Origin of the sequence: Wenxinia saemankumensis, from assembly GCF_900141735.1 — a bacterium.
GTDB classification, from domain to species: Bacteria; Pseudomonadota; Alphaproteobacteria; order Rhodobacterales; family Rhodobacteraceae; genus Wenxinia; species Wenxinia saemankumensis.
Window position 1 is genome coordinate 1 of the sequence record NZ_FQYO01000007.1, and the last position, 14,836, is coordinate 14,836.

The 14,836-nt window shown below is 71.3% G+C and carries 12 protein-coding genes, 1 tRNA gene, 1 rRNA gene and 2 pseudogenes; 7 read left to right on the top strand and 9 right to left on the bottom strand.

Translation table 11 applies throughout. The features are described 5' to 3' along the window. Together rrf and BUE30_RS15965 are read left to right on the top strand one after the other, a co-directional pair. Nucleotides 1–80, top strand: a 5S ribosomal RNA gene (rrf, locus tag BUE30_RS18280); the annotation flags it as partial. A 45-nt stretch (nucleotides 81–125) separates the two neighbouring features. Continuing rightward, nucleotides 126–202 (top strand) — tRNA-Met (locus BUE30_RS15965). A 144-nt stretch (nucleotides 203–346) separates the two neighbouring features. Here the strand turns inward: BUE30_RS15965 and BUE30_RS15970 are convergent. The 3 genes and pseudogenes from BUE30_RS15970 to BUE30_RS15980 all read right to left on the bottom strand — a co-directional run. Further along, a pseudogene (locus BUE30_RS15970) lies at nucleotides 347–592 on the bottom strand (transposase); the annotation flags it as partial. Nucleotides 593–649: 57 nt separating this feature from the next. Further along, nucleotides 650–976 (bottom strand): annotated as a pseudogene (locus BUE30_RS17385) (MarR family winged helix-turn-helix transcriptional regulator); the annotation flags it as partial. Nucleotides 977–1,104: 128 nt separating this feature from the next. After that, a complete protein-coding gene (locus tag BUE30_RS15980) occupies nucleotides 1,105–1,887 on the bottom strand; it encodes a crotonase/enoyl-CoA hydratase family protein (RefSeq protein ID WP_073333767.1) in 783 nt (260 codons plus the stop codon). An 82-nt stretch (nucleotides 1,888–1,969) separates the two neighbouring features. On the opposite strand from BUE30_RS15980, the gene BUE30_RS15985 reads away from it, so the two are divergent. Beyond that, on the top strand, nucleotides 1,970–3,796 hold the full coding sequence (locus tag BUE30_RS15985; protein ID WP_073333771.1) for a feruloyl-CoA synthase: 1,827 nt from the start codon (nucleotides 1,970–1,972) through the stop codon (nucleotides 3,794–3,796). On the opposite strand, the gene BUE30_RS15990 is transcribed toward BUE30_RS15985, so the two are convergent. The 6 genes from BUE30_RS15990 to BUE30_RS16015 are packed head-to-tail and all read right to left on the bottom strand — an operon-like array spanning nucleotide 3,793 to nucleotide 10,978. Next, nucleotides 3,793–5,154 carry a M81 family metallopeptidase gene (locus BUE30_RS15990; protein WP_073333775.1) on the bottom strand — a complete coding sequence of 454 codons (1,362 nt, stop codon included), beginning with the start codon at nucleotides 5,152–5,154 and terminating at the stop codon, nucleotides 3,793–3,795. The two genes, BUE30_RS15985 and BUE30_RS15990, sit on opposite strands and share 4 nt — an antisense overlap. Further along, nucleotides 5,151–7,025, bottom strand: a complete 1,875-nt coding sequence (locus BUE30_RS15995; protein WP_073333777.1) for a beta-N-acetylhexosaminidase — start codon at nucleotides 7,023–7,025, stop codon at nucleotides 5,151–5,153. Before BUE30_RS15995 ends, BUE30_RS15990 begins: the two co-directional genes overlap by 4 nt. Next, nucleotides 7,022–8,113 (bottom strand): N-acetylglucosamine-6-phosphate deacetylase, encoded by a 1,092-nt coding sequence (locus tag BUE30_RS16000; RefSeq protein ID WP_073333781.1) that lies wholly within the window; start codon nucleotides 8,111–8,113, stop codon nucleotides 7,022–7,024. Before BUE30_RS16000 ends, BUE30_RS15995 begins: the two co-directional genes overlap by 4 nt. Beyond that, nucleotides 8,107–9,015 carry an ROK family protein gene (locus BUE30_RS16005; RefSeq protein ID WP_073333786.1) on the bottom strand — a complete coding sequence of 303 codons (909 nt, stop codon included), beginning with the start codon at nucleotides 9,013–9,015 and terminating at the stop codon, nucleotides 8,107–8,109. Before BUE30_RS16005 ends, BUE30_RS16000 begins: the two co-directional genes overlap by 7 nt. Continuing rightward, nucleotides 9,012–10,112, bottom strand: coding sequence for an SIS domain-containing protein (locus BUE30_RS16010; RefSeq protein WP_073333790.1), 1,101 nt, complete (start codon nucleotides 10,110–10,112; stop codon nucleotides 9,012–9,014). The genes BUE30_RS16005 and BUE30_RS16010 overlap by 4 nt, the downstream gene beginning before the upstream one ends. After that, a complete protein-coding gene (locus BUE30_RS16015) occupies nucleotides 10,109–10,978 on the bottom strand; it encodes a transcriptional regulator (protein WP_073333795.1) in 870 nt (289 codons plus the stop codon). The genes BUE30_RS16010 and BUE30_RS16015 overlap by 4 nt, the downstream gene beginning before the upstream one ends. A 160-nt stretch (nucleotides 10,979–11,138) precedes the next feature. Between BUE30_RS16015 and BUE30_RS16020 the strand changes: the two genes are divergently transcribed. From BUE30_RS16020 to BUE30_RS16035, 4 genes are read left to right on the top strand one after another with little or no spacing between them, the layout of a single operon-like run. Continuing rightward, on the top strand, nucleotides 11,139–11,882 hold the full coding sequence (locus BUE30_RS16020; RefSeq protein WP_244526392.1) for a copper homeostasis protein CutC: 744 nt from the start codon (nucleotides 11,139–11,141) through the stop codon (nucleotides 11,880–11,882). Next, entirely contained in the window at nucleotides 11,873–13,033 is a 1,161-nt protein-coding gene (locus BUE30_RS16025; RefSeq protein ID WP_073333800.1) for a Gfo/Idh/MocA family protein, read from the top strand. The genes BUE30_RS16020 and BUE30_RS16025 overlap by 10 nt, the downstream gene beginning before the upstream one ends. Further along, on the top strand, nucleotides 13,030–13,980 hold the full coding sequence (locus BUE30_RS16030; protein WP_280157235.1) for a carbohydrate ABC transporter permease: 951 nt from the start codon (nucleotides 13,030–13,032) through the stop codon (nucleotides 13,978–13,980). The genes BUE30_RS16025 and BUE30_RS16030 overlap by 4 nt, the downstream gene beginning before the upstream one ends. Further along, nucleotides 13,977–14,819, top strand: coding sequence for a carbohydrate ABC transporter permease (locus BUE30_RS16035; RefSeq protein ID WP_073333804.1), 843 nt, complete (start codon nucleotides 13,977–13,979; stop codon nucleotides 14,817–14,819). The genes BUE30_RS16030 and BUE30_RS16035 overlap by 4 nt, the downstream gene beginning before the upstream one ends. Nucleotides 14,820–14,836 lie beyond the last annotated feature (17 nt).

Here is a 14,836-nt window from a genome sequence, read left to right on the forward strand (position 1 = left end):
CATCCCGAACTCGGAAGTTAAGACCCGAAGCGCTGATGGTACTGCGGCTCAAGTCGTGGGAGAGTAAGTCACCGCCAGACCTAAAAAGGATAGGAAGTTCTCTCTGAATGGATGATGCCAGTTGGCGCGGGATGGAGCAGCCCGGTAGCTCGTCAGGCTCATAACCTGAAGGTCGTAGGTTCAAATCCTACTCCCGCAACCAGATCGAAACGCCGCCCTCCGGGGCGGCGTTTTCGTTTGCACGGCGGGGATCGTTGCTTTGGTCCTATCGCCCTGCTCTGACCCCCTACACTCCTCTAGCTGAAACCGGAGCCGGCAGGTGACGATTGCCCGCTTCGGCGTAGGGGGCAAGACCAAGGAGATCCTTCAGCGCAGCCTGGTCGAGCAGGGATTCCGCAAGCAGCCGCTTCAGACGGCCATTCTCCTCCTCGAGCGCCCTCAGCCGCTTTGCGTCCGACACGTCCATCCCGCCGAACTTCGCTTTCAAGGCATAGAACGTGGCGCTGCTGATGTCGTGCCGACGGCACAGCTCAGGCGGCGCCCGCCGGAGGCTTACGATGATCTGGTCCTTCGTGAACTTCGATCTCTTCATGGTCCGGTCCTCTCGTTGGGCCGGAACTCCAGTATCAGATTGAGGAACTACCGGGGCTCAGGTCAGCCCCCGCACGTCCCCGATCCCGGCGAACTTGGGCAGAAGCCGGGTCAGGTGGGCCGGCTCGTCCTGCGTCAGGTCGTGGCGAAGATGGCTGGCCGGTCCTGCCACCCGGGGCGCCGGACGCGCGACGAAATCGGCGCCCGTCTCGGTGTGGTAAAGGTCGACGGCCCGCCGGTCGCCAGCCGCGACGACCCGTCGGACATGCCCCTTCTCGATCATGCGGCGCACGAGTTTGGTTATGTGGGCCGGCTTGATCGCCAATGTCTCGGCCAGGTGCCCCTGACGGATCCCCGGATTGGCGCCGATGAGGCGGAGCACGGCGAATTCGGCGGGGTGGGGTGCCTTCGCCCTCGGAGGCGGCGTGGAACTGCTCGAAGACCCGGATCCGCGCTCGCCGGATCAGGAAGCCGAGCGATCGGTCGAGCCCCGCTAAGTCGATCGGACCCCAGTCAGCCCTCGGGACGCGCCACCTTTCCGGATCGCTTCTGCAGGAAATCCTGCAGCCGCGCTTCCGCTTCGGGGGAGGTGCTCGTGAAGGCGGAGACGAGGCTTTCCACGAAAAGCCCGTCGTCGCGCGCCATCCTGTCGATCCGGGGCAGGGCGTTGAGGATCGCGTAGGTCGACAAATCGGCATTGCCGGCCGCATGCCGGGCGAGCTCGAGGGCGCGGGTCCGCGCCTCTCCCTCCGGCACGACGTACTGGCAGAGGTTCCAGGCCCCGGCGGTCGCGGCATCCAGCGACCGGCCCGTCAGCATCATGTCGGTCATCCGCGCGGTGCCCATCAGCCGGGCGATCCTGACCGCGCCGCCCCCGCCGACGAAGATTCCGCGCGTCCCTTCCGGCAGGGCGAAGAAGGCGCCGGCCTCGGCGACGCGGACATGGGCCGCCGCCGCGAGCTCGAGCCCGCCGCCGATCACCGCGCCGTGCAGGGCGGCGAACCAGGGGATCGGTCCGAACTCGATCCGGGTGAAGATCTCGTGCCAGCGCCGTGAATTGGCGACCGCCTCCATCGGCGTCCGGCCCGCGTGTTCGGCCAGGTCGAGGCCGGCGCAGAAATGCGCGCCATGCCCGAGGATCACGCCCGCCCTGGCCTCGCCCCGCGCCCTCTCCACCGCGGCGCCGATCCCTTCGATCAGGCGATCCGAGATCGCGTTGCGCTTCTCCGGGCGGTTGAGGCCGATGATCGCGACGTCGCCGTCGCGCTCGTAGGTCACTAGGTCGCGCTGCGACATCTGTCTCTCCCTGGTGTCAGCGAGGGCATACTTGCCGGTCGTTTCCGCGTAAAGTTTTCCGGGGGAAGGGGAGGATGCGCCGATGGCGTCGGGTGACAGGCCGCATCTCTGGCGGCCGCGGATCGTGGAGGAGCGGCGGCCGGACGGCAGCATCCTCGTGCGCCAGGCGGACCCGCTGCCCGAGCCGCCGGCCCGCCTGGCGGATCGGATCCTGCACTGGGCGGAGGTCGCGCCGGACCGGACCTGGATGGCGGACCGGGACGGGGCGGACTGGCGCCGGATGTCCTATGCCGGGCTTGCGACGGCGATGCGGTCGGTCGGGGGCGCCCTGCTGGAGATGGGGCTGTCCGTCGATCGGCCGCTGATGATCCTGTCGGGCAACTCCCTCGACCACGCGATCGTCGCGGTAGCGGCCCAGTTCGTCGGCATCCCCTCCGCCGCGCTGGCGCCGGCCTACGCGCTCTCGGGCGGTGCCTACGAGAAGCTGCGGGACGTGGCGGCGCAGTTGACGCCGGGCGCGGTCTTCGTCGAGGCGGCCGGGCCCTTCGCCCCCGCGATCGGGGCTGCCTTCGGGCCCGACATCCCTGCCATCGTGTCGTCGGGCACGCTGGACGGCCGGCCGGTCCACATCCTGGCCGACCTGATGCGTCGCCCGGCCGAGGCGGCGGCCGAGGCGGCCTATCGGCGCACCGGGCCGGACACGGTCGCGAAGTTCCTGTTCACCTCCGGCACGACGGGCTCGCCGAAGGCGGTGATCCAGACCCAGCGGATGATCTGCGCCAACATGGAGATGGTGCGCGACGCCTATCCCTTCCTCGCCGAGGAGCCGCCGGTCCTGGTGGACTGGCCCCCGTGGAACCACGTCGCCAGCGGCAACAAGGCGTTCAACCTCGTCCTCTACAATGGCGGCACGTTCCACGTCGACCGGGGCAATCCGGGCCCCGCCGGCATCCGCGAGACGATCCGCAACTTGAGGGAGGTGTCGCCCACCTGGTATTTCAACGTGCCCGTCGGCTATGATGCGCTGGTCCGCGAGATGGGGCGCGATCCCGAACTGAAGCGGAGTTTCTTCGCGCGGCTTCGACTGATGATGTATGCCGGCGCGGGAATGGCCCAGCATACATGGGACGACCTGCACCGCCTATCGCAAGAGGCGACGGGAGCGGAGATTCCCGTCTCGTCCGGCCTCGGCGCGACCGAGACGGCGCCCTTCGCCCTGTTCTGCGGCACGCGGCAGGCCCGGCCAGGCAATGTCGGCGTCCCCGCCCGCGGGCTGGAGGCCAAGCTCGTCCCCGTGGAGGACAAGCTCGAACTGCGCCTGAGGGGGCCGAGCATCACCCCCGGTTACTGGCGCGCGCCCGAGCTGACGGCGGGGGCCTTCGACGAGGAGGGGTTCTACCGCCTCGGCGACGCGGTGCGCTATGCGGTGCCGGGCGACGCCGCGGCCGGGTTCCTCTTCGACGGACGGATCGCCGAGAACTTCAAGCTCGACACCGGCACATGGGTCGCGGTCGGGGCGTTGCGGGCGGGCCTCGTCGACGCGCTCGGCGGGATGGCCGCCGACGCCGTGATCGCGGGGGAGGGCCGAGCGGAGCTGGGCGCGCTCATCGTGCCCGCGCGGGCGGGCTTCGAGGCGGCGGTGCCGGGGGGATCGGGACTCGCGGATGCCGCGCTCTACCGGCATCCGGCGGCCGAGGCGGCGTTGCGACACCGGCTGGCGGCCCTGGCGGAGCGCGCGACGGGATCCTCGACCCGGATCTGCCGGGCCCGGGTGCTGCTGGCCCCGTTGTCGCTGGACCGGGGCGAGGTGACGGACAAGGGCTCGGTCAACCAGAGGCGCGTCCTGCGGGAGCGGCCGGACGACATCGCCGCCCTCTACGAAGGCGGGCCCGGGACCATCCTGCTCTAGGCCCGCTCCTTCTGGAACGGCCATGTGGGACGTGGTCGGCGGTGATTGGCCAGCGCCGCGAGGTCCTGGCTCACCGCGCCGTCGGTCAGCGCCATGATCTGCCGGCGGGGCAGGGCGCGCAGATCCGGCGAGAGGTAGCCGGACTTCACCACCAGCAGCGGGAAATCGGCGAGGTCGAGGCCGAGCGCGGCGAAATCGGCAAGGTCGTGGAACGGGCGACGCCGGCGCGTCAGGACGATGGTCGCATCGCGGCTGCGGACGATGGCGCAATCCCCGGCGATATGGGCGGACCGGACGGGAAGGGTCACGCGGGGGCCGCCACCGCCGAGCGTGCCGCCCGTGAGGATCTCGCGCGCGCCCGCCGCCACCGCGGCGTAGGCCTCCGGGTCGGCGATCCCGGCGAAGAGCGCGCCGGGCAGACCGGCGCGCAGCACCGCGTCCAGCACCTCGGCCCGGTCGCCGACGCCGCCTGCGGTCGGGTTGTCGCCGCTATCGGCGAGGATTGCGGGGCCCGCGCCCCTCAGCGCCGTCAGGGCGGATTCCAGCGGCATCGCCTCGCTGTCGAAGTCCAGCCGGTCCCGTGCGTCCCAGTAGGCGGCGGCGATCTCGTCCGCCGCGCGCCGTCCCGCCGCGCGGTCCGTTGACGTCACCACGGCGGCCGCCGTGGCGCGGGGTGCGTCGGCCCAGACATAGCCGATCATCAGGTTCGCGTCCCAGACGCCCTCCCGCATGTCGTAGGCCGGCAAGGCGGCGTAGAGCGACGCGCAGGGCTCGACGAAGGTGGAGGACATCTCGCCCGGGACCAGCAGGGGCACCCCCGTCCAGTGGACCGATGGCCGCGGCCCGCCCGCGAGGGCCGCGGCCAGCATCCGGGCGGCCCGGGCGCGCGTCTCCTCGACATCGACATGGGGGGCGGTGCGGTAGGCGGCGAAGATGTCGAGCGACCGGACGATCCGGTCGGTGATCTGGCCGTGAAGGTCGAAGGCGGCGGCGATGACCGCCTCCGGCCCGACGATGTCGCGCACCTCGGCGACGAACTCCCCTTCCGGGTCGTCGGTGCCGGGGACGAACATCGCGCCGTGCATCAGCAGCAACACCCCGTCCAGCGGCAGGGCCGCGCGCAGCGCCTCCATGAACTCGCCCCGCTGGGCGGCGAAGCACCCGGCCGCGACCGGCCCGCCGGGCACGCTGCGTTCGTGGAAGAGGGGCAGGGGGGCGAGGCCGAGCGCGGCGAAGTCGACGGGGACCATCCGGACGAGCGCGTCGCCCTCTGTCCGGGTGAAGTCGCCGCGCTGCTGCTCCAGCGGGGAATAGCTGGAGCATTCGGTATGCAGCCCCCCGATCGCGACCCGCTTCACAGCCGGGGTGTCCGGCGCGAGAGGGCGGCGAACCGGTCGAAATCCTTCGCCTCCGGCGGGGTCCAGCCGCTCTCGGCCACGGCGGCGAGGCGGGGGAAGATCATCGCGTTGGCGCGTGGGATCGAGTCGACCATCTCGGACCAGAGGCAGGCCTGCACGCCGGCCAGCCGCCCCGGCCCGTCCGGCAGGCCCCCCGTCGGCTCGTACTCGTAGGTCTGACGGGCTGGGACCGCCCCGGCCCAGGTCAGGCCCGCCGCATCCCATCCGGCCCCTTCCGCCATGTCGAGGTAATAGGCCTGTCCCGGGCAGGCGACGACGTCGTAGCCATGGGCGATCAGTTCGGCGACCTTCTCGCGCGACCGCCAGGCGAAGAGCAGCGTGCCGGCGGGATCGACCCCGCCGCCCTCCGCCGCCTCGTCCCAGGCGCCCAGATCGCGGCCCATCTCGCGCAGCATCGCCTGAACGCGGCGCAGGAACCGGGCCTGCAGCTCGGGCGTGCCGGCCAGACCCTCCTCCTGCGCTAGCTTCTGCGCGGCGGGGGACCGGGTCCAGGACTTCGCGTCGACCTCGTCGCTGCCGATATGGATCGTCCCGCCGGGAAAGATCTCCGCCGCCTCGCGCAGCAGCGTGCCGACCACCTCGTAGGTGCGGGGCAGGGCCGGGTTCAGCGCGTTGTTCGGATAGCCCTGGATCGAGCGGTAGCTGTCCGGCTCCTCCTCCGGGTCGGCGAGGCCGGGGATCGCGGCGAGCAGGGCGGTGACGTGACCCGGCATGTCAAGCTCGGGCATCACCTCGATGCCGAGCGTGGCGGCATGGGCGACGATGCCGCGCAGCTCCTCCTCGGTATAGCTGCCCGACTGGCCCTCCGGGCCGTCGGCATATTGCGGCGGCAGCGCCCCGTCCCGGCCGCGCCGGCCCGCCAGATCGGCCAGCCCCTGGAAGGACCGCGACGGCAGGCGCCACCCCTCGTCATCGGTCAGGTGCCAGTGGAAGCGGTTCATCTTCAGCCAGGCGAGCACGTCGATCATCCGCGCGATGGTGGCGGGGCCGTGGAAATTGCGAGCCACGTCGAAATGCATGCCGCGCCAGCCGAAGCGAGGCGCGTCCGCGATGTGCCCTGCCTGCGGAAAGGCGAAGGCGTCCTCGCTTCGCGCGCCGTGGGCCATCTGGGCGAGGGTCAGCACCCCGTGGCGCAGCCCGTCCGCATCCGCATGGGTCAGCCGGATCGTGGCGCCGAAATCCAGCCGGTAGCCCCCCGGGGGCAGGGTGCCGTCCGACTCGGCAGTGACGCGCCGGCCCTCCCCGGCGAGGGCGAGGGGCGCGGGCGCGACCGGAAAGAGGCGCCTATGCAGCGCCGCGACCACGGCGAAGCTTTCGGCCAGTCCGGACCCCTCCGCGACCAGCGTCGGCGCGGGGCCGAAGCTTTCCACCGCCAGTTCGGCGGGCCAGGGCTGGATCAGGAGCGGCGTGTCGATCCGGCCCTCCGGCCAGTCGCGGACCGGGCCGCGCTCCACCCCCTCCGGCGGGACGAGGTCGCCGGTATCCAGCGGGATCGCCTCTCCGTCCGCCTCGATCCAGGCGGCCATCGCGCCCTGGCTCCGGTTCCTCGGCGGATGGGTCAGGCCGATCACCCGGATCGTCGCCGCGCCCCCGGCGGGGATCGCCCCTTCCGGCGCGATCTCGACATGGTTGGCGAAGGTGCGGATCAGTCGCCCGCCCTCGACCACCGCGTCCCGCGCCACCCGGGTCATCGAGGCATAGGCGAAGAGGGTCGGGATCACGTCCGTCGTCCCCGTGTTCACCAGCCGGAAGGTGAAGGCGCCGTGCCGTGCCCCGTCGGGCGACCAGCTCTGCTCGAGGCGAAGTGTCATGCGATCTCCAGTCGTCCATGATCGTCGTCGAAGGCGACGAGGTCGGCGAGCGCGGTGCCCGCGCCGATCTGCTGCGGCGGCAGCCCGAGACAGGCGCGGGGGATGTCGGTGCACATCGCCAGCGCCTCCTCCTCCTTCAGGCCGACATGGCGGACGAGATTGCGCAGCGAGGTCGCCATGTCGACATGCGCCCCGGCGAGCGAGCCCTCGGCATTGACCAGCGCGCCGTCCCGGACCGCGATGGTCTGCCCGTAGAGCGTGAAGTGATCCGGCCCGCCCACGGTCGCCATCGCGTCCGAGACGGCGAAGGTCAGGCCGCGCCGGGGCCGGGCCCGCAGGGCGATGCGGACCATGTCCCAGTCGACATGGATACCGTCGACGATGATCCCCGCGAACGCGTCCGAGTTCAGCGCGACGCCGAGGATCCCCGGCGCGCGCGAGGTCATGGGCGGCATCGCGTTGTAGAGATGGGTGAAGCAGGACACGCCCGCGGCCAGCGCCGCGCGCGTCTCCTCGGCCGTGGCGGCGCTGTGCCCGGCGCTGACAACGGCCCCCGTCGCGGCGAGGCGGGCGACGAGCTGCAGGTCGCTGACCTCGGGCGCGAGCGTGATCTTGACCGCGACACCGTGCGCGCGCAGCCGCTCGACCACGCGCACCGTGCGCTCGTCGAGCGGCCGGATCCGGTCGGGGTCGTGCGTGCCCTTGCGGGCGACGTTCAGATGGGGCCCCTCGACATGCAGGCCCAGCTGCCCCGGCTCGTCCCGCACGGCTATGGCGGCCTCGGCCGCGGCCTCGATCACGTTGGCCGTATCGGTGATGACGGTCGGCAGGATCGCCCCCGTGCCGAGCGCGCGATGCGCGGCGGCGATGGCGCGCAGGGCGTCCGGACTCGGGTCGGAATTCACCATCACCCCGCCGCCGCCATTGACCTGGAGGTCCGTCAGCGCGGGGGCGAGGAGCGGGACGCGCAGGTCCGGGGTGGCGTCGCCCCCGGCCGCGATCGCGGCGACGCGGCCGTCATCGACCCGCAGGAGCCGGTCGCGGGCGAGCGCGCCGCCCGTCCAGAGCCGGTCTGCCTGGATCAGCATCGCGCGCGCGCCACCAGCGCGGCGCCCCGGGCGCCAGAGGAATCGCCGTGCCGCGCGACGCGGATGTCCGGCGCCCGGGCCGAGCCGAGCCGCTGTCCGGCGAGGCTGGCCGCGAGCCGCGCCTTCACCCCCGGCATGTTGGACAGGCCGCCGCCCAGGACGATCACGTCGGGATCCAGCATCACCTGGATGGCGTAGAGCGCGTCGCCCGCGAGGTCGGCCCAGATGTCCAGCACCTCGCGCGCGCCGTCGTCGTCCCGTCGCAGCAGCTCCGGCGCCTCGGCCCGCTCGCCCAGCGTCCACTCGGCGAGATTGGCGAGGCCGGTGCCCGAGACGTAGCGCTCCATGCAGCCCTGCTGGCCGCAGCCGCAGGGCCAGACCGGCAGGCCGTGCCGGGCGAGCGCCCGGGCCGAGATGCCGAGATGCCCCACCTCGACGGCGAGACCGGCATGGCGATGGGGCAGCGCGCCCCCCTGGCAGATGCCGCCGCCGACCCCGGTGCCGAGGATCAGCCCCATGACCGAGGCCGCGCCGTCCCCCGCGCCGCCCGTCGCCTCGGACAGGGCGAAGGCCATGCAGTCGTTCACGATCGCGAAGTCGCGCCCCAGCGCCTCTGCCAGTTCGGGGCCGAGGGCGCGGCCGGTCGTCGGCACGTTCGAGGCGAAGCTGATCCCGGTCGCGGGGTCGATCAGCCCCGGCACCGAGAGGCCCACCGGCACCGGCCCGCCGGCCTGCGCCTCGAGCCAGCCGATCTGGGCGATCACCGCCTGCAGCAGGCTCTCGAAGCTGTCCTGCGGGGTGGGGATGCGGTGCAGGGTGATCGTCTCGGCCGCGTCGCCGCGGAACAGCCGGGCCTCGATCTTGGTCCCGCCGAGGTCGATGCCGCCGAAGGGGCCGCTCATGCCGGGACGTAATCGTAGAGGGTCACGCCGGTGACGACGCGCGTCAGGTTGCGGCCCTGGAAGGGGTCGTCCACCGGCAGGCCCAGCTCCTGCGACCAGCGGGCGGACAGGATCTGGGCGGGCAGCACGTAGAGCGCGGCGTCGAGCCGGGGATCGCCGGTCCCCTCGACCGCGATGTCCCCGCCGGGACCGATCGTGGTGACCGGGATGTCCGGGAACTGGCGCGCGATCTCGTCCGCGACATCCGCGTCGTAGCGGCGCGTGCCGGGATCGGGATGCAGCAGCACGTAGACGGACGTGGCCCCGTCCACCGCCGATTTCGGCCCGTGGCGGTACCCGAGCGGCGAGTCCCACTGGGTGATGGTGCGGCCGGCCGTCAGCTCCAGCACCTTGAGCGCGCTCTCCCGGGCGACGCCCTTCAGCGCGCCCGAACCGAGGAACACCGCGCGGCCCGGGCGCGGCGCCGGGCGGCTCGCCAGCGCGGGGAGGAGCGCGCGGGCGCCGGCGGCGAGGCGGGGCAGGGCGGCGGCCGCGTCGCAGATGCCGAGGCAGGCCGCGGCGGAGAGCAGCATCGTCGTGAAGGACGAGGTCATGGCGAAGCCGGCATCGTGGGTCGCGCTGGGCAGGACGAGGGCGCGCGCCTCGCCCGGGCCGGGCGCGACGCGGGTGGCGAGGGCGCCGTCCGCATTGCAGGTCACGTGCAGGCGGTCGATGTCGGGCCGGTGCGCGTCGAGCAGGTCGAGCAGCCCCACCGATTCCGAGCTGTCGCCCGAGCGGCCGAACTGCAGCGACAGGATCCGCCCGGACGCGCCGAGCACATCCTGCGGGCAGGCGACGATGTCGGTGGTCGGCACCGGCACGAGGCGGAGCGGGTCGGGCCGCAGCGGATCGGGCCGCAGCGGAGGGGGGCCGGCGGCCAGCACGTCGCCGATGAAGGCCGAGGTGCCGGCGCCGGACAGCCACACCTCCTCGATGCCGCGGGCGGCGATCCAGCGCCGGATCTCTCCGGCGCGCGCGGCGAGTTCGGGCGCCCAGCTCTCCCAGATCTCGGGCTGGCGGTGGATCTCGGTCCAGGTGGCGGTGGTGGCGAGGGTCATGCCGGCTCCTTCGTCGCGGCGGGATCGACGAGAACGACCTGCACGCCCTTCTCTTCCATCCGGGGGATCAGCGGATCGCCCGGGGCAAGGTCGGTGACGAGAATCGCCACCTTCTCGAGCGCGCAGATCCAGTGCAGGCTGGACTTGAGGAACTTCGTCCGGTCGGCGAGCACGATCACCCGGTTCGCCGCCTCGACCATGGCTCGGGTCTGGTGCGCCTCGTCCTCGAGGAAGGTGGACAGGCCCTGCGCGGGGTCGATGCTGTCGGCGCCCATCACCAGCGTGTCGAAGCGCATCGTGGCGAGCAGCTGCTCGGCCGCGCGGCCGGTCAGGGCGAGCGATTCGGGCCGGATCCGGCCGCCGGTCAGCATCACCGAATGGCGCCCGTGGCCCAGCAGGTGCTGCGCCACCATCAGGCCCGAGGTCATCACCGTCAGCGGCGGCGCCTCGTCGAGGCGCATCGCGAAGAGCTCGGCGGTGGAGCCGTTGTCGATGAGGAGGCTGCGGTCGCCCGCGATCAGCGGCACGGCGGCGCGGGCGATGGCCGCCTTGGCCGCGTGGTTCACCCGCCGCCGGTCGCCTGCCAGCGGCTCGACGAAGCCGCCGGGCCGGGCCGAGCGGGCGAGCGCGAGGGCAAGGTCGATGCGGAAATCGGACAGGCCCGAATAGCCGAAGATCTGGCAGAACCGGATCAGCGTCGGCTCGGAGGTGCCGAGCACGCCGCAGATCTCGCGGCTGGTATTGCGGATGAAGCGTTCGGGCTCGTCCAGGGCGAAGCCGGCGATCGCCCGCAGCTTGGGCGACAGACCCCCGCGCTGGTGCGCGATCGCGGCCATCAGGTCGTCGGGGGCGGGGGTGTCCGGCATGTCGTCGCTCCTCGCGGGACATCAGGCCGCGCCCCATGTCTTTTGTCAAACTCAAACTTGAGAGCGCCGATTTTAGGTGAGCAAAATTAATTCTTGATCGAAACGTCGCGTCATGCCTTCATCGCGGCAAGACTTGAGCCCGACGCAAGAATGCGGGCCGATGCCTCAGGGGGCCAGCGCGACGATGACGAAGCTCGAGATCTGTGTCGAAACGCCGGAGGGGGCCGCGCTCGCGGCCGCCACGGGCGCCGACCGGATCGAGCTCTGCGCCGCGCTCGACCTCGGCGGGCTGACGCCGGGGGCGGGGCTGCTCGCCGCCGGGATCGGCGCGGGGTGCCCCGTTCACGCGATGGTCCGGCCGCGCGCCGGGGGATTCGCCGTTGGTGCGGCCGACCTTGCGGCGATGGAGGGCGACATCGCCGCGATCCGCGCCGCCGGCGCGGCGGGCGTGGTGATCGGCGCGGCCCGTCCGGACGGCACGCTCGACATCGCCGCGCTGTCCCGGCTGCGGGACGCGGCCGGGCCGCTGGAGGTGACGCTGCACCGCGTCATCGACCTCTGCCCCGATCCGCATGCGGCCGTCGAGGCCGCAATCGATCTCGGGCTCACGCGCATCCTGACCTCGGGCGGTCCGGGCGCCGCGCCGGACAATGTCGCGGCCCTCGCCGCGCTCGTCCGGCAGGCCGCGGGCCGGATCGAGATCATGGCCGGGGGCGGCGTGACGCCCGCCGCCGTCCCCGACCTTCTGGCGGCCGGAGTGGACGCGATCCATGCCTCCTGCGCGGCGCCCGTGGATACCGGCGCGCCCGGTATCGGCATTCCCCGGGGGCGGTCCACGGACCCCGCCCGGCTCGCCGCCCTCAAGGCGGCCCTTTCAAAGACTTCGGAGGCGCTATGCGCGTAGGGATCATCGGGCTCGGACAGCGGATCGCGCACCTGGCGAAACACTTCAAGGAAGCCGAGCCGACGCTCGACTTCGTCGCCGTGGCCGATCCCGAGGACACCCGGATGCACCAGCTGACCGAGCTCGGGTCGGACCCGGTGCGCTACGACAGCGCCGAGGAGATGATGGCGGCGGGGCAGTCCTTCGACCTGCTGATGGTCGGCTCGCCCAACCACATGCATCTGGATCACCTGCGGCTGGCGCTGCAATCGGACGTGCCGCACATCTTCGCCGAGAAGCCCGTCGTCATCTCGATCGACGAGACGATCGAGCTGGCGAAGCTGCTGGCCGCGCATGACGGGGTGCGGCGGATCGCGATCGGCATGGTGCTGCGCTACTCGCCGCTCTACCGCGCGCTGCGGGCGGCGCAGGCGGACCACCTCGGCGAGATCATGTCGATCGAGGCGAGCGAGCACATCGCGCCCTATCACGGCAGCTTCTTCATGCGGGACTGGCGGCGCGAGAGCAGCATCTCGGGCGGGTTCATGCTCGAGAAGTGCTGCCACGACCTCGATCTCTACCAGGGGGTCGCCGGGTCGCGGCCGATCCGGGTCGCCAGCTTCGGCGGGCGCAAGAAGTACCTGTCCGAATACCGGCCGACCGGCGAGCCGTCCTACCTGAACGTCATGGCCCCCCGCTGGGGCGGCACCAACGACGCCTTCTCGGGGGCGGGGGACATCATCGACTACCAGACCGCGCTCGTTCAGTACGAGAGCGGGTCCTCCCTCTGCTTCCACACCAACCTGAACGTGCCCGACGAATTCCGCCGCTTCGCGGTGATCGGGCGCGACGGGATGGCCGAGGGCGACTTCATCCGCAACTTCTTCAAGGTCACGCTCAGCGACAGCGGCGAGACGGTGATCGACGAGCCCGAAGTGGTCAAGGACAGCTCCGGCGGGCATTACGGCGCCGACGGCGCGATGGCCGCCGACATCATGGCCCATTACCGGGGCAAGTATCCCGAACTGCCGCTCTCGATCCTCGATGCGCTGGAGGCCGGCGTGACCGCCCTCGCCATGGACGAGGCCATGCGCGAGAACCGGATCGTCGACCTGACCGAGACCTGGGCCGCCTTCGACGCGGCCCTCGGCCGCCGGAGCCGCGCGGCGTGAGCGCGGGGACCGAGCATCAGCCCCCCGGCCCGATCGAGGAGACGGCCGAGGACCTGGCCGCGGGCGGCCGTCGCCGGCGCCGCCGGATCGACGCCTTTCCCTACCTGCTGCTGATCCCGGCGACGATCCTGACGCTCGTCATCGTGGCCTGGCCGCTGATCGAGACCTTCCGCCTGTCCTTCACCGATGCCCGGCTCGGCCGCGAGAGCTATGTCGGGGTCGAGAACTACGTCGACATCTTCCAGGACGATTTCTGGGAGATCATGCGCCGGACCTTCCTGTGGATGGGGCTCGGCGTGACGCTGAAGATCCTCATGGGGCTGATCGGGGCGGTCCTGCTGAACGCCGCGCTGCCCGGCCGGGCCTTGTTCCGCGTCCTCATCATGCCGCCCTGGATCGTGCCGATCGCGATCGGGGTCTTCATGTGGTCCTGGATGTACAACGGCCAGTTCGGGATGATCTCGGGCCTCGCGCAGCGCTTCGGGCTGATCGACGGGCCCTTCGAGTTCCTCGCCTACGGCACCTCCGCCTTCCTCGCCACGGTCGTCACCGACGTCTGGGTCGGCACCCCGCTGGTCGCGCTCTACCTGCTGGCTGCGATGCAGAGCATCCCGACGGAGCTCTACGAGGCGGCCTGGACCGACGGGGCGGGACGCTGGTACCGCTTCCGCCGCATCACGCTGCCGCTGATCGCGCCGTCGATCTTCACCGTGGCGCTCCTCTCGGCGATCTGGACCTTCAATTCCTTCGACATCATCTGGATCCTGACCGAGGGCGGGCCGCGCGGCTCGACCACGACGATGATCATCGACACCTACAAGACCGCGATCTCGCGCTTCCGCTTCGGCGAGGGTGCGGCACGGGCGGTGATGATCCTGGTCTGCCTGACCGCCTTCGCGGGCGTCTACCTCGCCCTGATGGCCCGCACGCAGAGGACCGACCGATGATCCACAAGTATACCCTGTGGGAGAAGATCGGCCTCTACTCCGCCATCGCGGTCTTCCTGATCTTCGTGCTGGCGCCCTTCGCCGAGGCGTTCATGGTCTCGCTCCGCCCGATCGAGAGCGTGTTCCGCGTGCCCTACCAGTTCTTCTCGGACGACATGACCTTCGCGGCCTATGTCGACATGTGGTCCGAGGTGCCGGGCCTGGCGCGCTACATCTTCAACTCGTTCTTCATCGCCGCCTGCGTGACGCTGCTCGCCATCGTCTGCATCATCCCGGCGGCCTATTCTTTCTCGCGCTTCGACTACCGGGGGCGCAACTCGCTGCTGACCGCCTTCCTGGCGATCAACATGGTGGGGGCGGCGGTGCTGATCATCCCGCTCTACAAGCTGATGTTCTCGCTCGGCCTGCTCAATTCCTACTGGTCGATGATCCTGCCCGGCGCCGCCTTCACCGTTCCGACCGGCATCTTCCTGATGCGCAGCTACTTCCTGCGCATCCCCAAGGAGCTGGAGGAGGCGGCCTACGTGGACGGGGCGGGGCGGCTCTACACGCTGTGGCGGGTGATCCTGCCCGTCGCGCTGCCGGGCATCGTCGTGGTGACGATCACCACCTTCATCACCGCCTATGCGCAGCAATTCCTCTTCGCGCTGACCTTCAACGGGAAGGATGAGTACCATCCCCTGACGGTCGGCCTCTACCAGTTCTTCGGCCGCGAGCGGATCCTCTGGAACCAGGTCATGGCCGCAAGTCTGGTCGGCACCCTGCCGGTGCTGATCGTCTACGTCTTCCTGCAGAAATACATCGTCGCCGGGCTGACCGCCGGCGCGGTGAAGGAATGACGCAAGAAGAGGTCCAA